This is a genomic window from Pseudomonas sp. Ors-4-3C, assembly GCF_055755035.1.
Genome location: NZ_CM146900.1, coordinates 3,682,982 through 3,702,725 on the forward strand (window position 1 = coordinate 3,682,982; position 19,744 = coordinate 3,702,725).

The 19,744-nt window shown below is 57.6% G+C and carries 17 protein-coding genes; all 17 read right to left on the reverse strand.

Annotated features, from left to right (window positions below):
• Window positions 1–16 precede the first annotated feature (16 nt).
• Window positions 17–1,027 (reverse strand): MraY family glycosyltransferase, encoded by a 1,011-nt coding sequence (locus ACVHNU_RS16525; RefSeq protein WP_473017847.1) that lies wholly within the window; start codon window positions 1,025–1,027, stop codon window positions 17–19.
• Entirely contained in the window at window positions 1,024–1,986 is a 963-nt protein-coding gene (locus tag ACVHNU_RS16530) for a UDP-glucose 4-epimerase family protein (protein ID WP_473017848.1), read from the reverse strand. Before ACVHNU_RS16530 ends, ACVHNU_RS16525 begins: the two co-directional genes overlap by 4 nt.
• The gene (locus ACVHNU_RS16535) at window positions 1,983–2,906 is read right to left on the reverse strand and encodes a glycosyltransferase (protein ID WP_473017849.1); all 924 of its coding nucleotides are present in this window, start codon (window positions 2,904–2,906) and stop codon (window positions 1,983–1,985) included. The genes ACVHNU_RS16530 and ACVHNU_RS16535 overlap by 4 nt, the downstream gene beginning before the upstream one ends.
• A 53-nt stretch (window positions 2,907–2,959) precedes the next feature.
• The gene (gene rfbA, locus ACVHNU_RS16540) at window positions 2,960–3,850 is read right to left on the reverse strand and encodes a glucose-1-phosphate thymidylyltransferase RfbA (protein WP_473017850.1); all 891 of its coding nucleotides are present in this window, start codon (window positions 3,848–3,850) and stop codon (window positions 2,960–2,962) included.
• Window positions 3,847–4,740 carry a dTDP-4-dehydrorhamnose reductase gene (gene rfbD / locus ACVHNU_RS16545; protein ID WP_473017851.1) on the reverse strand — a complete coding sequence of 298 codons (894 nt, stop codon included), beginning with the start codon at window positions 4,738–4,740 and terminating at the stop codon, window positions 3,847–3,849. The genes rfbA and rfbD overlap by 4 nt, the downstream gene beginning before the upstream one ends.
• A complete protein-coding gene (rfbB, locus tag ACVHNU_RS16550) occupies window positions 4,737–5,813 on the reverse strand; it encodes a dTDP-glucose 4,6-dehydratase (RefSeq protein WP_473017852.1) in 1,077 nt (358 codons plus the stop codon). Before rfbB ends, rfbD begins: the two co-directional genes overlap by 4 nt.
• A 225-nt stretch (window positions 5,814–6,038) precedes the next feature.
• The gene (locus ACVHNU_RS16555; RefSeq protein ID WP_473017853.1) at window positions 6,039–6,278 is read right to left on the reverse strand and encodes a LapA family protein; all 240 of its coding nucleotides are present in this window, start codon (window positions 6,276–6,278) and stop codon (window positions 6,039–6,041) included.
• A 27-nt stretch (window positions 6,279–6,305) separates the two neighbouring features.
• Complete coding sequence (gene ihfB / locus ACVHNU_RS16560; RefSeq protein ID WP_003189779.1) at window positions 6,306–6,602, reverse strand: integration host factor subunit beta; 297 nt, start codon at window positions 6,600–6,602, stop codon at window positions 6,306–6,308.
• A gap of 152 nt (window positions 6,603–6,754) precedes the next feature.
• Window positions 6,755–7,033 (reverse strand): hypothetical protein, encoded by a 279-nt coding sequence (locus ACVHNU_RS16565; RefSeq protein ID WP_473017855.1) that lies wholly within the window; start codon window positions 7,031–7,033, stop codon window positions 6,755–6,757.
• Window positions 7,034–7,244: 211 nt separating this feature from the next.
• The gene (gene rpsA, locus ACVHNU_RS16570) at window positions 7,245–8,933 is read right to left on the reverse strand and encodes a 30S ribosomal protein S1 (RefSeq protein WP_003226898.1); all 1,689 of its coding nucleotides are present in this window, start codon (window positions 8,931–8,933) and stop codon (window positions 7,245–7,247) included.
• A 119-nt stretch (window positions 8,934–9,052) separates the two neighbouring features.
• Window positions 9,053–9,742, reverse strand: coding sequence for a (d)CMP kinase (cmk, locus tag ACVHNU_RS16575; protein ID WP_473017857.1), 690 nt, complete (start codon window positions 9,740–9,742; stop codon window positions 9,053–9,055).
• Window positions 9,739–11,946, reverse strand: coding sequence for a bifunctional prephenate dehydrogenase/3-phosphoshikimate 1-carboxyvinyltransferase (locus tag ACVHNU_RS16580; protein ID WP_338802653.1), 2,208 nt, complete (start codon window positions 11,944–11,946; stop codon window positions 9,739–9,741). Before ACVHNU_RS16580 ends, cmk begins: the two co-directional genes overlap by 4 nt.
• Before the next feature lie 28 nt (window positions 11,947–11,974).
• Window positions 11,975–13,087 carry a histidinol-phosphate transaminase gene (gene hisC / locus ACVHNU_RS16585; protein WP_003226905.1) on the reverse strand — a complete coding sequence of 371 codons (1,113 nt, stop codon included), beginning with the start codon at window positions 13,085–13,087 and terminating at the stop codon, window positions 11,975–11,977.
• 12 nt (window positions 13,088–13,099) lie between these two features.
• On the reverse strand, window positions 13,100–14,194 hold the full coding sequence (pheA, locus tag ACVHNU_RS16590; RefSeq protein WP_003226907.1) for a prephenate dehydratase: 1,095 nt from the start codon (window positions 14,192–14,194) through the stop codon (window positions 13,100–13,102).
• Window positions 14,194–15,279 (reverse strand): 3-phosphoserine/phosphohydroxythreonine transaminase, encoded by a 1,086-nt coding sequence (gene serC / locus ACVHNU_RS16595; RefSeq protein ID WP_103484384.1) that lies wholly within the window; start codon window positions 15,277–15,279, stop codon window positions 14,194–14,196. The genes pheA and serC overlap by 1 nt, the downstream gene beginning before the upstream one ends.
• 240 nt (window positions 15,280–15,519) lie before the next feature.
• Window positions 15,520–18,174, reverse strand: a complete 2,655-nt coding sequence (gene gyrA, locus ACVHNU_RS16600; RefSeq protein WP_103484385.1) for a DNA gyrase subunit A — start codon at window positions 18,172–18,174, stop codon at window positions 15,520–15,522.
• Window positions 18,175–18,600: 426 nt separating this feature from the next.
• Window positions 18,601–19,677, reverse strand: coding sequence for an S-methyl-5-thioribose-1-phosphate isomerase (gene mtnA, locus ACVHNU_RS16605; protein WP_003226912.1), 1,077 nt, complete (start codon window positions 19,675–19,677; stop codon window positions 18,601–18,603).
• Window positions 19,678–19,744: the final 67 nt, after the last annotated feature.

Below are 19,744 nucleotides of genomic sequence, written 5' to 3' on the forward strand. Positions count from 1 at the left end.
CCGCCGGCGCCCTGATTTACGCAGCTATACCCGCTTTGAACTTCCAGGCGATGAATGCCAAGGGCACGTAGGCTATCAAACAACCCAGAACACCCGGTATGAGGCCGATTCCTACCAGCAACGCCCACGGTAGTAGCCAGACTACATTTATCAACACTACAGTTGAAGTCACGACCAGATGGCTGGAAGTTCGCCGAGTAGCATGTTGGTAGGCATGACTGCGGTGAGCCTGATACACCTTGTCACCTCTGAGCAATCGCCGCAACAGCGTCCAAGTAGCGTCGACAATGAACACTCCCAGCAGAATCAACCAACTCCACAGCAACTCCGGTTTTTCCCAAGCCGCCTGAAGCGCCACGGCTCCCAGCACCACCCCGAGAAATCCGCTGCCAGCATCCCCCATGAAGATCCGTGCGGGAGGGAAATTCCAGCAAAGAAAACCCGCGACGGCTGCCGCCAGAACCAAGACACTCCACATCAAGTCGGAATGTCCGCACCCTGCGTAAACCAGGCAGGCCGCCACACCAACACTGATCGCTTCAGCGCTGGCCAAGCCATCAATGCCATCCATGAAGTTATAGAGATTGAGCATCCAGACCAGATAGATCAAGGCGAGCAGGTCACCCAGCCATCTCAGGTCGACCAGCTCCCCAAACAGCGGTACAGGCGCCAAGCCTTTGATCCAGAACAACACCCAGCCTGCACCAACAAAGTGCCCGAGCAGCCGCCATCGGGCAGCGATATGCCCATGATCATCAGCAAAACCAATTACGGCGACCAGCCCTCCCCCCCCCAGAATACCGATCATCGCAGCCTGATCCATAAGACCTATAGAGGCAAGCACCGGTAAGGCCAAAGTAAATGCCGCCACTATGGCTACACCGCCCCCCCTGGGTGTTGGAACAGAATGAGAACTGCGCTCATTGGGTACGTCCATCATACTTCTGGCCAACGCATAACGTCGCAACAACAGTGTCAGCCACCAAGACAGGAAAAAAACGACCAGCAAAATGCTCCAGAAAATCATCTGTTCTTATTATCCAGGTAATGGTCGGCAGTCTGACGGAGGATCCTTTCCATCGCGAAAGGTGGCGCCCAGCCCAAAATCTTTCGCGTATGACTGATATCGACTTGCAAAGAGCCGCAGAGTCTCTGAGCCAATGCTTTTCTTCCGAGCAACGTCGCAGGCCATATCAGCATTGCCGCAGGCAGCGGTATCAGCGAGGCTTTTCTGCCGAGTGCATGCGCCATGCTTTTCAGGAGTGCGGTTATTGAAAGGTCCTCACCGTCACTGACCAGAAACACCTGTCCACCTGCCCTTGAATGATCGATACAGATCACCACGAGATCAACAAGATTGGCCAGAGAAACCATACTACGGAGATTGCCAATCGCACCAAGCGGTAACGGGACGCCTTTATCCAGCCAACGCATCATGCTGAGAAAATTGGCTCTGACTCCCGGCCCATACACCAGAGGCGGTCGGATAATGACCACCTCCATCCCGGTGTCTTGAGCGATTTCCTGCAAGGCAATCTCGGCCTCGAACTTGGACAAACCATACGAATCTTGAGGTGCTGGCTGATCCAGCGCTGTAAACGGTCTGCCAACTTCCGTCTGCTCGCCATTAACCTTGATGCTGCTGATAAAAATGAACCGCTTCACTCCACTCGCCGCCGCCTTTAGGGCCAGTTGGACAGTGCCCTCGACATTGATCCGCCGATATTCGGCGAGTGGATCCGAAGAAGATTCGTCCATGACGTGAACCCGCGCAGCTGCATGAATAATGACATCAATCCCTTTCAAATCAGGCAGCGCATTACGCCCCGCCAGATCCAGCAACACGATCGAGCACAAACCTTTGAGGCGCGTCTCGCCTCTGGTGGCGGCCACCGGAATAAATCGCCGATCAAGCAGCAATCTGAAAACCACTGCCTCACCGACAAACCCTCGAGCGCCGGTCACCAACACCCGCGGTGCGTTCATTGAGCCTTGTTCCCAAACAGTGCGGTAAGCCAGCACACAATGAAAAAAAACAGTTTATCCCTGCCTCTGCGCCGACACTTGTTGGCACTCAACGACAGCTTCAGCAACTGATGACGGCGAAGATCCTGCCACCCACGAACAAAAGGATCCTGCTCCCTCCCGATCAACACGGCAATCAGTCGAGCCTGGGAAAACCACCAGCCATTGTGGATGGTTTTGTATCGGGCAATCTTTGAACCAAATCCGGTATTGGCTCCCACCTGATTGCGCTCATGCTGTCGATAATGCAAGGTCGGTTCACGATCAATCAGCCATGTGTACCGATGACTACGGGCAAACGCATAACAATACCAGTCATGCAAACTGACCCCCTGCAATAACTGCCAGTTGGCGACCATCGAGGCCTTGATCGCACTTGCTAATGACTGAGTAAAAACATAAGTGCAGCCCGGGCCGGCAGCTTCAAAAAGATAATCCCACTCAACTTGAGCCTGCGCCTTGTCCAGCAAGCGAGTGTGACCATCCGGCCAAAAAGCCAGGACGTTACTTGAATAGGCATCCGCACCCACCTGTTGCAATAGACGACAGGCACGCCCCAACTTATCGATATGCCAAATATCGTCCTGATCGGCAAAAGCGACATAGTCATAGATACTCAGGTCAACATCACGCATCAAGCGAAAAAAGTTGCGCGATGCCCCTCCGAAAGGTCCTGCGGATGGCAGCAGCACAACATTCGAATACACGGCAGCAAAAGATGCACACCATGATTCGGTGCCATCATTAGAGGGGTCGACGCTGATGTGAATGCTCACATCAACGTCTTCTTGTGAAAGGATCGAGCAGAGCTGCTCTTCGATCCATTGCATGCCATTGTAGGCCGCCAGCAAAACGGCAACTTTAGTAGGTTTTACTGGCATGCCTATTCTGCTTACCGGTTAAACGTAGCGTTGAAAAAAAGACGACTTTCTAATCAGCGAGCTGGTGAATCCAGCAATTTCTGCAGATACTGCCCGTATCCAGTTTTTTTCAGAGCGTCGGCTTGAGCGGACAGCTGCTCGGCCGTGATCCAACCATTGTGGTAGGCAATCTCTTCAAGGCACGCGACTTTCAGACCCTGGCGCTGCTCGATTGTGTGGACGAAATGACTGGCCTCAAGCAACGAGTCATGTGTACCAGTATCGAGCCAGGCAAAACCACGACCCAACATTTCGACCTTGAGCGTTTTCTGCTCGAGATAGGCACGATTGACGTCAGTGATTTCCAGCTCACCGCGCTCAGACGGCTTGATGCTTTTGGCGATCTTAACCACATCATTGTCGTAGAAATACAGGCCGGTCACAGCATAATTGGACTTCGGCTTCAGAGGCTTCTCTTCAATGCTCAGCGCCTGGCCCGTTTCGTCGAACTCGACGACACCAAAACGCTCCGGATCGGAAACGTGATAGCCAAACACGGTTGCACCCGAGGCCTGGACGCTGGCAGAACGCAGGTTATCCGAGAAGTGCTGACCATAAAAAATGTTGTCGCCCAGAATCAAACAGCAGGGATCCTTGCCGATGAATTCTTCGCCAATGATGAATGCCTGTGCCAGACCATCCGGAGACGGCTGTTCGGCATAGCTCAACTTGATACCATAAAGGCTGCCATCACCAAGCAACTTTTTAAAGCACGGCAGGTCTTCCGGCGTAGAGATAATCAGGATTTCGCGCATGCCGGCGAGCATCAATACCGACAACGGATAGAAGATCATCGGCTTGTCGTAAATCGGCAGCATCTGCTTGGAAACACCAAGGGTCAGCGGATGCAAGCGCGTGCCCGAACCGCCAGCGAGGATGATACCTTTACGATTTGTCGTGGTCATTTGTTCAGAACTTCCCTTAACATTCGATTTACGCCACTTTGCCAATCCGGCAAGTGTAGAGAAAAATTGTCGCGCAACTTCTGAGTATTCAGTCGAGAATTCAGAGGGCGGCGCGCAGGTGTTGGGTAAGCAGTTGTATCAATCGGATTGACCGCAGTAACAGCAAGCTCTTCATTATAGGTTCTCGCCAGATCGATCACGTAGCACGCATACCCGTGCCATGACACTTCGCCAGCGGCCGCCAGATTATAGACCCCCGTCAACTCAGGGGATCGCAAGACCTGCTGAACTGCCAATGCCGTCACGTCGGCAATAAGATCAGCACCGGTCGGCGCACCAATCTGATCGGCAATGACATTGAGAGTTTCGCGATCCTTTGCCAGACGCAACATTGTCTTGGCGAAATTATTGCCACGGGCAGCATAGACCCAGCTAGTCCGGAAAATAAGGTATTTACAACCGGAGGCAATGATTTCCTGCTCGCCAGCCTGTTTGCTGGCACCGTAGTAATTGACCGGATTGACGGGATCCATCTCCTGCCACGGCTCCAGACCTTCACCGCTGAAGACGTAATCCGTTGAGTAATGGACCAGCCATGCCCCCAGCAACGCGGCCTCTTTTGCCAAGACACCAGGTGCATGAGCGTTCACACGCTCAGCCAAGTCGGTTTCTGACTCAGCTTTATCGACCGCCGTATAGGCCGCTGCGTTAACAATCAAGTCGGGTTTTACCTGACGAATCGTTGCACGCAAAGCCTCCAGATCAGACAAATCACCAGTCAACCCATCGACAACGGAACGATCCAAAGCGACCAATTCACCAAGTGGGGCAAGGGAGCGTTGCAGCTCCCAGCCTACCTGACCATTCTTACCCAGCAGAAGGATTTTCATGCCTTGCTCGAGCGATCCGCGTAGTTCTCGTCGATCCACTGCTGATAACTTCCGCTCTTTACATGGGCTACCCACTCGGCATTGTTCAGGTACCACTCGACGGTCTTGCGAATACCGGTTTCAAACGTCTCTTGCGGCGTCCAACCCAGCTCACGCTGAATCTTGCTCGCATCGATCGCATAGCGCTGGTCATGCCCCGGGCGATCTTGCACGTATGTGATCAGGCTGGCGTGCGGGCGATGCGCAGAGTCAGGACGTAATTCGTCCAGCAGTACACAGAGAGTGTGAACCACTTCTATGTTCTGTTTTTCGTTGTGTCCACCGATGTTGTACGTCTCACCGATGACACCCTCGGTAACAACTTTGTACAACGCACGCGCATGATCTTCTACGTATAACCAGTCACGTACTTGATTACCTTTGCCATAAACCGGCAATGGTTTTCCTTCAAGCGCATTGAGAATGATCAGCGGGATCAACTTCTCAGGGAAATGGCAAGGACCGTAGTTGTTCGAGCAGTTCGTGACCAATGTCGGCAAGCCATACGTACGGGCCCAAGCGCGAACGAGGTGGTCAGAACTGGCCTTGCTCGCCGAGTACGGTGAGCTTGGCTGATATGGCGTCGTTTCCGTGAAGAGGTCCTCCGGACCTTCAAGATCTCCGTAAACTTCATCAGTAGAAATGTGATGGAAGCGGAAGCTGGCCTTGCGCACATCATCCAGCGCCATCCAATATTGGCGTGCAGCTTCCAACAGTGTGTAGGTGCCAATGATATTGGTTTGGATAAACTCGGATGGACCAGTAATCGAACGATCTACGTGGGACTCAGCAGCCAGGTGCATTATCGCATCCGGCTGATGTTCACGCAGAACACGGTCGATCTGATCACGATCGCAGATATCAACGCGCTCAAATGCATAACGCGGATCCTGGCTAACTTCTGCCAAGGACTCCAGGTTACCGGCATAAGTCAACTTATCGACGTTGACCACAGAGTCGGTAGTGTTGGAAATGATGTGACGGATGACTGCCGAGCCGATGAACCCGGCGCCGCCGGTAACTAGAATTTTCACGCGAAACCATACCCTTGAGCTGCGGACAGTGACACCAACGAGCACCGTCTAATCCATGAATGCAGAAGCCATCAAACCTGAGACTTCCGTCAGAGTCAGTCTAAATCGATGTGGGAATATGCCACTATCGAACAAGGGTAACATTTTACAGCTTAATGAATCTTTTACTAATGGATATGGACAGGCGACGAACCAAATTTGAATGATAGCCAGTGGCCGTCGACCTCAGACCAGACGCTTGCGCGCCGCTCTGGACGAACGTCCCAGAAACCACCCCAGAATCGGACCAATCAGCATGCCAACGAGCAGTGCGATGACCACCACCAATGACACTGGAAGCTGCGGCCCGGTCAATCCCAGAAACATCAACGAAATTGACTGCTGATTCTCAAGCACAAACGCCAGAACCACCAATACAAGCAAAATACTGAAAGCGCCAAGAAGTATGCGCTTGATGTTACGCATGACTAACTCCCTTCAGGCTAGCGACTGTCAAACCCCCTCCTCCTCTTCCTCATTCACCCGGTCACGCAATTCCTTGCCCGGCTTGAAATGCGGAACGAACTTGCCGTCCAGACTGACCGACTGACCAGTCTTCGGATTGCGACCTACGCGCGGCGCACGATAGTGCAGAGAAAAGCTGCCAAACCCACGGATCTCGATGCGATCACCGGTAGCCAGGCACTGGGACATTTGTTCAAGCATGGTCTTGATGGCCAGCTCCACATCCTTGGATGAGAGTAGCCCTTGATGGGTGACAATTCGTTCGATCAACTCCGACTTCGTCATATTTTTCCCTTCTTTTTCAAGCAGCTAGATCAGCGCTTGAAAGGTTTTAGCACGCCCGGAAGATTTTGAACAGCCCAGGGATTGACATATCTTCCCTGGCGCCGAAACGCCCGTTTTCAGCGCACAAAAGCACAAGCCGAAGCCGCGCACACTCAACGGCACATGACCAGCATGGTTCGAGTGACGTAGCCTGCGGGATTGAAGCCAAACGGATATTCATCTTCATCCTTCGCCTGATCAGATCGGGTGATCACTTTGTAACCTGCCCCCTTGCACTCCTTCGCCGCGCGCCTTTGACATTTTTCCCACCCTGACCCCAGACCAGAGCAGTCAATTTCTATACCACTGGCACCTCGCACAGCATGAGTCTTGGCACTCGTGGTACAGCCAGCCAATACCAACAACGCCATCAAGACAATAAATCTGTTCATCCACTTCCTTATGTCAGGCAATGCCCGACTACTGCACGACTAATACCCAGCTTAGTCGCGAATAGGCGATTGATCCGATTAAAGAAACAGACAACCAGGCAGAAGGATTGGTTTCACGACAAACCGGATACATCTCAAGCACCCTTCTCTACCAAATCGCAGGCACAAAAAAGGGCGACCGAAGTCGCCCTTTTTCATGATCAAGCAGAACTTAGTTCTGTTTGGCCATTGCTTGACGCAGCAGTGCAGCCATAGTGGTGTCTGCTTCGCCTTCAGCTGCCGGAGCCGATTTCAGGCTCTGGATAGCTTCTTTCTCTTCAGCATCGTCTTTCGACTTGATCGAGAGCTGGATTACGCGGCTCTTGCGATCAACGCTGATGATCTTGGCTTCAACTTCCTGGCCTTCTTTCAGAACGTTGCGCGCGTCTTCAACGCGGTCACGGCTGATTTCGGAGGCTTTCAGAGTCGCTTCGATGTCGTCAGCCAGAACGATGATGGCGCCTTTGGCGTCAACTTCTTTCACGGTGCCAGTAACGATAGCGCCTTTGTCGTTAACCGAGACGTACTCGGAGAACGGATCGCTTTCCAGTTGCTTGATGCCCAGGGAGATGCGCTCGCGCTCTGGGTCAACCGACAGGATGACGGTGTCCAGCTCGTCGCCCTTCTTGAAACGACGTACGGCTTCTTCGCCCACTTCGTTCCAGGAGATGTCGGACAGGTGAACCAGACCGTCGATGCCGCCGTCCAGACCAATGAAGATACCGAAATCGGTGATCGACTTGATGGTGCCGGAGATCTTGTCGCCCTTGTTGAACTGGCCAGAGAAGTCTTCCCATGGGTTCGACTTGCACTGCTTGATGCCCAGGGAGATACGACGACGCTCTTCGTCGATGTCCAGAACCATGACTTCCACTTCGTCGCCGACTTGTACGACTTTCGAAGGGTGGATGTTCTTGTTGGTCCAGTCCATTTCCGAAACGTGTACCAGACCTTCAACGCCTTCTTCCAGCTCAGCGAAGCAGCCGTAGTCGGTCAGGTTGGTTACACGAGCGGTAACGCGAGTGCTTTCTGGGTAACGGGCTTTGATAGCAACCCATGGATCTTCGCCCAGTTGCTTCAGGCCCAGGGAAACACGGTTGCGTTCGCGATCGTATTTCAGAACCTTGACGTCGATTTCGTCACCAACGTTGACGATCTCGGAAGGATGCTTGATGCGCTTCCAGGCCATGTCGGTGATGTGCAGCAGGCCGTCCACGCCACCCAGATCGACGAATGCGCCGTAATCGGTGAGGTTTTTGACGATACCTTTGACTTGCTGGCCTTCCTGCAGGGATTCCAGCAGAGCTTCACGCTCGGCGGAGTTCTCGGCTTCCAGGACGCTGCGACGGGAAACGACAACGTTGTTGCGCTTCTGGTCCAGCTTGATGACCTTGAATTCCAGCTCTTTGCCTTCCAGGTGCGTGGTGTCGCGCACTGGACGGACGTCAACCAGGGAACCTGGCAGGAACGCACGGATGCCGTTAACGTCGACAGTGAAGCCGCCTTTAACCTTACCGTTGATAACGCCCTTGACCACTTCCTCAGCTGCGAAGGCTGCTTCCAGAACGATCCAGCATTCAGCGCGCTTGGCTTTTTCACGGGACAGCTTGGTTTCACCGAAACCGTCTTCAACCGAATCCAGAGCAACGTGAACTTCGTCACCGACATTGATAGTCAGGTCACCAGCATCGTTGTAGAACTGTTCCAGCGGGATGAGTGCTTCAGACTTCAGACCAGCGTGAACGGTTACCCAGCGAGCCTGGTAATCGATATCAACGATAACACCGGTGATGATGGAGCCTGCCTGAAGGTTCAGGGTCTTTAGGCTTTCTTCAAAGAGTTCCGCAAAGCTTTCGCTCATTTTAATTCCTGTAGATGAGGGCGAAGAATACGCCCATCTCCACACCCCAGACGGCGTGGGTTAGTTTCATTTAAAAGAAGCGCTGCAGGACTATGACTGGTCCCCTGCGGCCTTCTTGGTCACCCGGCGATATCGCGAATGGCGATCTCGCTCATGATGCGTTCAAGCACCTGATCGATGGACAACTCCGTGGAATCCAGCTGTATCGCGTCTGCCGCCGGTTTGAGCGGGGCTACTGCGCGCTGGATATCACGCTCGTCGCGTGCACGGATCTCATCTAGCAGACTCGACAGACTAACACCCTCGACTTTGCCCTTCAACTGCAAATATCGGCGGCGCGCCCGTTCCTCGGCACTGGCGGTGAGGAAAATCTTCAACGGTGCATCAGGAAAAACCACAGTACCCATGTCACGACCATCGGCCACCAGGCCCGGCACCTCCTGAAAAGCACGCTGGCGCTGCAGCAGCGCCTCGCGGACTGCCGGCAACGCGGCCACCTGAGAAGCACCGGAACCGACGCTTTCAGTGCGGATGACATCGCTGACTTCATCACCCTCCAGAATGATGCGCTGCAGCTGACCGTCGGTCGCCGCGATGAACTGCACATCCAGATGAGCGGCCAGTTTCTTCAACAGTTCTTCATTGGTCAGGTCGACACCATGATTGTGCGCAGCGAACGCCAGCAGGCGATACAGCGCACCGGAATCCAGCAGGTTCCAGCCCAGACGCTTGGCCAGAATCCCGGCGACCGTGCCTTTGCCCGAACCGCTTGGCCCATCGATGGTGATGACCGGTGCAATGTTTTTCACGACTGAGCCTCTTGAGCCACACGAATGCCGACCTGCGCGCACAGCGCGAGGAAGTTCGGGAACGACGTCGCGACGTTGGCGCAATCATGAATGCGGATCGGGGCAGTGGCGCGCAGCGAAGCGACGCTGAAAGCCATGGCGATACGGTGATCACCGTGACCATGCACTTCGCCACCACCGATCTGGCCGCCATCGATGATGATGCCGTCCGGGGTCGGCTGGCACTTGACGCCCAGCGCCAGCAAGCCGTCCGCCATGACTTGAATACGATCCGATTCCTTGACGCGCAGCTCTTCGGCACCGGTCAGCACGGTACGGCCTTCGGCGCAGGCCGCCGCCACGAACAGCACCGGGAATTCGTCGATGGCCAGTGGCACCAGCGCTTCCGGAATCTCGATACCTTTCAGTTTAGCCGCTCGCACGCGCAGGTCAGCTACAGGTTCGCCGCCGACTTCACGCTGGTTTTCCAGGGTGATATCAGCGCCCATCAGGCGCAGGATGTCGATCACACCGGTACGGGTCGGGTTGATGCCGACGTGTTCCAGCACCAGCTCGGAACCTTCGGCGATCGAGGCCGCCACCAGGAAGAACGCCGACGACGAGATGTCGCCCGGCACTTCGATGTGGGTCGCAGTCAGCTTGCCGCCGGATTCGACCGACGCCGTAGCGCCATCGACGCTTACCGGATAGCCGAAACCACGCAGCATGCGCTCGGTGTGGTCGCGGGTCGGAGCCGGTTCAGTGACGGTGGTCTTGCCTTCGGCGTACAGGCCCGCCAGCAGCAGACAGGACTTCACCTGAGCACTGGCCATCGGCATGGTGTAGGTCAGCCCCTTGAGCTTGTGACCGCCACGAATGGTCATCGGCGGACGACCTTCGGCAGCGGTTTCGATCACGGCGCCCATTTCACGCAGCGGGTTGGCCACGCGATTCATCGGACGCTTGGACAGCGACGCATCGCCGGTCAGGGTACTGTCGAAGTTCTGCGCCGCCAGCAGGCCGGACAACAGACGCATCGAAGTGCCGGAGTTGCCCAGATAGATCGGACCCGGCGCCGGCTTCAAGCCATGCAGGCCGACGCCGTGAATGGTCACACGACCGTGGTGCGGGCCTTCGATGACCACGCCCATGTCGCGAAATGCCTGCAAGGTCGCCAGGGCATCTTCGCCCTCGAGGAACCCTTCAACCTCGGTCACGCCTTCGGCCAGCGAGCCGAGCATGATCGAACGGTGGGAAATCGATTTGTCACCTGGTACGCGAATCCGACCGGACAGGCGGCCACCAGGTTGAGCCAGGAAAATCAGATCGTTGGAATTCATAGCGTCCACATAGGCCCTGCGGGCCAGGATTTTACTGAAATGCTCGCGGGCAACCCGGGCGCGCGTGAAGACGCCCAACAATTGGTGCCCATCCCCTGCATCGACCGCGTCGCGCAAGGCGTCGAGGTCGCTGCGAAATGTATCGAGTGTGCGCAGGACAGCCTCGCGGTTGGCGAGGAAGATGTCGTGCCACATCACCGGGTCGCTTCCGGCGATTCTTGTGAAATCGCGGAAACCGCCCGCAGCGTAACGGAAGATCTCAAGGTTTTCATTGCGTTTGGCCAACGAGTCGACCAGACCGAAGGCCAGCAGGTGCGGCAGATGACTGGTCGCGGCCAACACTTCATCGTGGCGCTCGACCTGCATGTGCTCGACGTCGGCACCCAGTTCGCGCCACAAGCGATCGACCACCGCCAGTGCGGCCGGGTCGGTTTGCTCGAGCGGCGTCAGAATCACTTTGTGCCGACGGAACAGCTCGGCATTGGAAGCTTCCACCCCACTCTGCTCGGAACCGGCAATCGGATGCCCCGGGACGAAACGCGCCGGCATGCCGCCGAACGCCTCGGTCGCCGCGCGCACCACATTGCCCTTGGCGCTGCCGACATCGGTCAGAATCGCCTGACCCAGATCGACGCTCGCCAGACGGGCCAGCACCTTCTCCATGGCCAGAATCGGCACCGCCAGTTGAATCACGTCGGCGCCCTGACACGCAGCGATCAGGTCATCCTCGCAACGATCCACCACGCCCAACTCGACCGCCAGCTTGCGCGATTGCGGGTCGAGATCGACCCCGACCACCTCACGGCAGATACCGCTTTCACGCAAACCTTTGGCAAACGAACCACCGATCAATCCCAGACCGACGACCACAAGGCGACCGATCATAGGTGCAGCAGATTGCAGAGCAGTGACATCACCCACGAGCCAGAACCTTACGCAGCGCTTCGAGGAAGCGGCTGTTTTCCGCCGGCAGACCGATGGTCACCCGCAGGTGGTTCGGCATGCCGTAGTTGGCCACCGGACGCACGATCACGCCTTCACGCAGCAGGCCCTGGAAAATCGGCGCTGCCACCTGACCGAGGTCGACGCAAATAAAGTTGCCTTTGGACTCGATCCAGCTCAGGCCCAGCTCACGGAAACCATCCTGCAGCTGCTGCATGCCGGATTCGTTGAGCTGACGGCTTTGCGCCAGATACTCCTCGTCCTTCAACGCCGCACAGGCCGCGGCCAGGGCCAGGCTGTTGACGTTGAACGGCTGGCGCACGCGGTTCAGCACGTCCGCCACCACCGCAGTGGACAGGCCATAACCTACGCGCAGCGCCGCCAGACCGTAGGCCTTGGAGAACGTGCGCGATACCAGCAGATTCGGGTACGCCGCGAGGAAGTCCAGACCGTCTGGCAGATCGCTGCCTTCGGCGTATTCGATGTACGCCTCGTCCAGCACCACCAGCACGTGCTCCGGCACGTCCTGCAGGAACTCGTCCAGCGCTTCGGCGCCGAACCAGGTGCCGGTCGGGTTGTTCGGGTTGGCGATAAACACCACACGAGTATTGGCGTCGATGGCCGCGAGCATCGCAGGCAGGTCATGCCCCCAATCCTTGGCCGGAACCACTTTGGCCTGCGCGCCGACCGCCTGAGTGGCAATCGGATACACCGCAAACGCATGCTCACTGAACACGGCGTTGAGGCCCGGCGCCAGATAGGCGCGCGCTACCAGCTCAAGAATGTCGTTGGAGCCGTTGCCCAGGGTCACCTGATTCAGCTCGACACGGCACTGCTCGGCCAGCAGCGATTTCAGCGCAAAGCCGTTGCCGTCCGGATAACGGGTCAGCTCGGCCAGCTCTTCGCGAATCGCTGCCAGCGCTTTCGGGCTGGCGCCCAACGGGTTTTCATTGCTCGCCAGTTTGACGATTTTCGCCGGATCCAGATCCAGCTCGCGCGCCAGTTCGTCCACAGGCTTGCCCGGAACGTACGGCGAAAGTTGTTGCACGCCCGGCTGTGCCAGAGCGAGGAAGTTGCCACTCATTTGCTAACGCCCTTAGAGAACTGCTTTCGGGTAGGAACCCAGCACTTTGAGTGCTACTGCTTCCTGACTGATCTTTTCCAGCACGCCCTTGATCAACGGATCACGGTGGTGGCCGACGAAGTCGATGAAGAACACGTAAGTCCATTTGCCGCTGCGCGACGGACGGGTTTCGATCCGGGTCAGGTCGATCCCGTTGTCATGGAACGGCACCAGCAGCTCATGCAGCGCACCGGGCTTGTTGCTCATCGAGACGATGATCGAGGTCTTGTCGTCGCCGGTCGGCGGCACTTCCTGGTTACCGATCATCAGGAAGCGCGTCGAGTTGTCCGGACGGTCTTCGATCTTCTCGGCCAGACGGGTCAGGCCATACAGGCCTGCCGCCATGTCGCCGGCAATCGCCGCCGAGTTCCACTCACCCTTGACCCGCTTGGCCGCTTCGGCGTTGCTCGATACCGCAACGCGCTCGACATTCGGGTAATGCGCGTCCAGCCATTTGCGGCACTGGGCCAGCGATTGCGCATGGGAGTAGATGCGACTGATGCTGTCAGTCTTGGTGTTTTCACCGACCAGCAAATGATGGTGAATGCGCAGCTCGACTTCGCCGCAGATCACCATGTCGTGCTCAAGGAAGCTGTCGAGGGTGTGGTTGACCGCACCTTCGGTGGAGTTTTCCACCGGCACCACGCCAAAGTTCACCGCCCCCGCCGCCACCTCACGGAACACTTCGTCGATCGCCGCCATCGGCTTGCTGATCACCGCGTGACCGAAGTGCTTCATGGCCGCCGCCTGGGTAAAGGTGCCTTCAGGGCCGAGGTAAGCCACTTTCAGCGGCTGCTCGAGCGCCAGGCACGAGGACATGATTTCGCGGAACAACCGCGCCATCTCTTCGTTACCCAGCGGCCCCTGATTGCGCTCCATCACGCGCTTGAGCACCTGAGCTTCACGCTCGGGACGATAGAACACCGGCACTTCGCCTTCGGCCAGCGAGGCCATCTTTACTCGCGCGACTTCCTGGGCGCAGCGGGCACGCTCGCTGATCAGCTCGAGGACCTTGCTGTCCAGAGCATCGATGCGAACGCGCAGTGCCTTGAGTTCTTGCTCGGACATCAGCCGTGTTCCTTCTCGAATTCAGCCATGTACGCCACCAGCGCATTGACGGCGGTGATGTCGACGGCGTTGTAGATGGAGGCGCGCATACCGCCCACGGAGCGGTGGCCCTTGAGGTTGAGCAAGCCACGCGCGTCGGCACCGGCGAGGAACGGCTTGTCCAGACGATCGTCAGCCAGACGGAACGGCACGTTCATCCACGAGCGGTCCGACTTGTTGATCGGGTTGCTGTAGAGACCGCTGGCATCGATGAAGTCGTACAGCGTGCGCTGCTTGACGTCATTGAGTTTAGCGATCGCTTCGACGCCGCCCTGCTCCTTCAGCCACTGGAATACCAGGCCGGACAGGTACCAGGCCAGGGTCGGCGGCGTGTTGTACATCGAGCCGTTATCGGCCGCGACCTTGTAGTTGAGCATGGTCGGGCACAGCGAACGCGCTTTGCCCAGCAGGTCTTCACGGATGATGTTGACGACGATGCCGCTCGGGCCGATGTTCTTCTGCGCGCCGGCGTAGATCATGCCGAAACGCGAGATATCGACCGGACGCGAGAGAATGTCCGACGACATGTCGGCCACCAGCGGTACGTCGCCGGTTTCCGGGATCCACTGGAATTCCAGACCACCGATGGTTTCGTTCGGCGCGTAGTGAACGTAAGCGGCGTCTTTCGACAGGCTCCACTCGTTCTGGCCCGGAATGGCGAAATAGTCATAAGGCTTGGCGGTGGCGGCAACGTTGACGTGGCCGTAGCGCGAGGCTTCTTCGATGGCTTTCTGCGACCAGATACCGGTGTCGATATAGTCGGCGCTGCCGTTTTCCGGCAACAGATTCAGCGGGATCTGCGCAAACTGCTGACTGGCGCCACCCTGCAGAAACAGCACTTTATAGTTCGACGGGATATTCAGCAGGTCACGCAGGTCCTGCTCGGCCTGGGTGGCAATGGACACGAACTCATCACTGCGATGGCTCATTTCCATGACCGACAGCCCCTTGCCGTGCCAATCAAGGAGTTCACCCTGGGCACGTTGCAGTACAGCTTCAGGAAGCGCCGCAGGACCGGCACAGAAGTTATAGGCTCGCTTGCTCACATCCAATCTCGCTCTGATTTGATATCACGCATTAAATCGCATTAATCGTCGACACCGGAACGGCCGGGAAGCGCATCAACCTGTAGGAGTGAGCCTGCTCGCGATTGCATCACTGCGGTAGTTCAGATGCACCGCGGCGCCTGCATCGCGAGCAGGCTCACTCCTACAAGAGATCTCCGATGTTTCATACCGGACAAATAACAAGGGGGCGAATTTTCATCCGCCCCCTCGCTTGTCCGCTTATTCCTGCGGCTCTTCGTCAGCTGCGGCGTCGAGTTGCTGGTCCTCGGCAACGTCGTCGATCACGACATCCCCCTCGAACACGGCACCCTCTTCACCTTCCAGCTCTTCGCCTTCGACTTCCGATGGCTCCTGAACCCGCTCCAGACCGACCAGGGTTTCATCCTTGGCCAGTTTGATCAGGGTCACGCCCTGGGTGTTACGACCCAGGCTCGACACTTCGTCGACACGGGTACGCACCAGAGTGCCCTGATCGGAGATCAGCATGATTTCTTCGCCGTCGAGCACCTGCACCGCACCGACCAGACGGCCGTTACGCTCGTTGCTGACCATGGCGATCACGCCCTGGCCGCCACGCTTGTACTCAGGGAACTCGGTGATCGCGGTGCGCTTGCCATAACCACGCTCGGAAGCGGTGAGGATCTGGCTGCCTTCTTCCGGGATCAGCATCGAAATCAGCTTCTGCCCTTCCGGCAGACGCATGCCGCGCACACCGCGGGCGGTACGGCCCATGGCACGTACATCGGACTCTTTGAAGCGCGTCACCTTGCCGCCGTCGGAGAACAGCATCACTTCGCGCTCGCCATCGGTGATGGCCGCGGAGATCAGCACGTCGCCTTCGTCCAGCTCCAGCGCGATCAGACCGACGCTGCGCTGACGGCTGAAGGATTCCAGCGGGGTCTTCTTGACGGTGCCGTTGGCGGTCGCCATGAAGATGAAGTGACCTTCGGTGTATTCCTCGACCGGCAGCATGGTGGTGATGTATTCACCGTCATCCAGCGGCAGCAGGTTGACCAGCGGACGACCACGGGCGGCGCGGGACGCTTCCGGAATTTCGTAAGTCTTCAGCCAGTACACCTTGCCCTTGCTGGAGAACAGCAGCAGCGTGGTGTGGCTGTTGGCGACCAGCAGGTGAGCGATGTAGTCCTCATCCTTGACGCCGGTCGCCGACTTGCCTTTACCGCCACGACGCTGAGCCTGGTACGCAGCCAGCGGCTGGGTCTTGGCGTAGCCACCGTGGGAGATGGTCACGACGCGCTCTTCTTCCGGGATCATGTCACCCAGAGTCAGATCGAGGCGCGCATCGAGAATCTCGGTGCGGCGCACGTCGCCGTATTCGGCGCGGATCACTTCCAGCTCTTCGCGGATCACTTCCATCAGGCGCACGGCGCTGTTGAGGATGCGGATCAGCTCGCCGATCTGGTTGAGGATCTCTTGATACTCGGCCAGCAGCTTCTCGTGTTCCAGACCGGTCAGACGGTGCAGACGCAGTTCCAGAATGGCTTGCGCCTGCTCTGGCGACAGGAAGTACTTGCCTTCGCGCAGACCGTATTGCGGATCGAGGTTTTCCGGACGGCACGAATCGGCACCGGCACGCTCCACCATCGCCACCACCGCCGAAGATTCCCAAGGCGTGCTGACCAGCGCTTCCTTGGCTTCCGACGGGGTCGGCGACGCCTTGATCAGGGCGATCACCGGGTCGATGTTCGACAGGGCAACGGCCTGGCCTTCGAGGATATGACCACGCTCGCGGGCCTTGCGCAGCTCGAACACGGTACGACGGGTGACGACTTCGCGACGGTGACGGACGAAGGCTTCCAGCAGATCCTTGAGGTTCAGGATACGTGGACGGCCGTCGATCAGCGCGACGATGTTGATGCCGAATACCGATTGCAGCTGGGTCTGGGCGTAGAGGTTGTTGAGGATCACCTCAGGCACTTCGCCGCGACGCAGTTCGATCACGACGCGCATACCGTCCTTGTCGGACTCGTCGCGCAGCTCGGTGATGCCTTCGAGTTTCTTCTCTTTTACCAGCTCGGCGATCTTCTCGATCAGACGCGCCTTGTTCAGCTGGTAAGGGAGTTCGGTAATGACGATCTGCTGACGGCCACCGACCTTGTCGATGTCTTCGATGATCGAGCGGGCACGCATGTAAATGCGGCCGCGACCGGTGCGATAGGCTTCGATGATGCCGGCGCGACCGTTGATGATCGCGGCAGTCGGGAAGTCCGGACCGGGGATGTACTGCATCAGCTCATCGACGGTCAGCTCAGGGTTGTCGATGAGGGCCAGGCAACCGTCGATGACTTCACCGAGGTTGTGCGGCGGAATGTTGGTCGCCATGCCCACGGCGATACCGCTGGAACCGTTGACCAGCAAGTTGGGGATACGCGTCGGCATCACCGCCGGGATCATTTCGGTGCCGTCGTAGTTCGGCACCCAGTCCACGGTTTCCTTGTGCAGGTCGGCCAGCAGCTCGTGCGCCAGCTTGGTCATGCGCACTTCGGTGTATCGCATGGCGGCGGCGTTGTCGCCGTCGACCGAACCGAAGTTGCCCTGACCGTCAACCAGCAGGTAGCGCAGGGAGAAAGGCTGAGCCATGCGGACGATGGTGTCGTACACCGCGGTATCACCGTGCGGGTGATACTTACCGATTACGTCACCGACAACACGGGCAGATTTCTTGTACGGCTTGTTGAAGTCGTTGCCCAGCTCGCTCATCGCGAACAGTACGCGACGGTGCACGGGCTTGAGGCCATCGCGCGCATCCGGCAGTGCACGGCCGACGATTACGCTCATCGCGTAGTCGAGATAGGACTGTTTCAGCTCGTCTTCGATATTGACCGGGAGGATTTCTTTGGCCAGTTCGCCCATGAGAAGCCTGATTCCTTTTTCTGGTGAAACTTCGTCATATCCATATGGGATGTACGAAGCTCGTCGGGGCAGGCTGAGTGCCATGCGCCGACTTACGACAAATCAACAATTCGGACCGTGGATTTGCGCAGTAAAGACAGCTCCGTGAAGCTGCCTCGGAAAACGCCGGATGTTATCACAAGAGCCGCCACGCACCTATCCCCCAGATGCGCATGGAGCATAGTTAGTTGACCGATGACAGGCGTAAAGGGGACGAGAGAGGCTCAGAGCTTCTTTGAATGCAGATTTGGGGCTTGATTTGGAGATGTTTATTGACTTTGATGGCCCCATCGCGAGCAGGCTCACTCCTACAGGGTTTGCGCTCGACACCAATCAATGTAGGAGCCAGCCTGCTGGCGATGGCGTCCTTTCAGACGCCACAGCCCATCAATGCAGGCGCTTGCGGCACATCAACTGGGCCATCTTCGCCGTATCCGGTCGCTCGACGATGCCCTTCTCGGTAACGATCGCATCGATCAGATCCGCCGGCGTCACATCGAACACCGGGTTGAACGCCTCGACGTCCGCCCCCACGCGCTTGCCACCGACTTCCAGCAGCTCGGCGCCGTCACGCTCCTCGATCGGGATGTCGTCGCCACTGGCCAGATGCATGTCGATGGTCGAACTCGGCGCCACCACCATGAAACGCACACCGTGGTGCATGGCGTTGACCGCCAGTTGATAGGTGCCGATCTTGTTCGCCACGTCGCCATTGGCGGTGATGCGGTCAGCGCCGACGATCACCCAGGTCACGCCCTTGGTTTTCATGATGTGCGCAGCAGCCGAGTCGGCGTTGAGCGTTACCGGGATGCCTTCGTTCGCCAACTCCCACGCGGTCAGGCGCGAGCCCTGCAGCCATGGCCGGGTTTCATCGGCGTAGACGCGTTCGACCATGCCTTCAAGATAAGCGGCGCGAATCACCCCCAGCGCCGTACCGAAACCGCCAGTGGCCAGGGCGCCGGTATTGCAGTGGGTGAGAATCGCCTGGGCATTGCCCTGGTGTTTGCGGATCAGGTCGACACCGAGCTGAGCCATGGTCAGGTTGGCTTCGCGATCACTTTCATGAATGGCGATGGCCTCGGCTTCCAGCGCCGCCAGCGGATCGGCATTGTCCTTCAGGCGATCCAGTCGATCGTGCATGCGATTGAGCGCCCAGAACAGATTGACCGCCGTCGGGCGGGAATCGGCCAGCAGCGCGAAATCCTCCTCCAGCGCCGCGTACCAGTCACCGCCCTCGGCCACCCGGGCACGGGCCGCCAGCACAATGCCATAAGCCGCGCTGATGCCGATGGCCGGCGCGCCACGCACCACCATCGAGCGAATGGCCTCAGCCACGCCGGCGGCGCTGGTGTAGGCAATCCAGGTTTCCTCGAACGGCAAAATACGCTGATCCAGCAGGTAAAGCGCGCCGTCACGCCAATCGATGGCCTTTACTTTCTCCGCAGCCAACAGTCGATCGCGCATCCCTCACCCCGCACTCATGAACAAAAGCCGCCGATTATAGCGATCCCCCCGCGAAGACGCTCGGGTA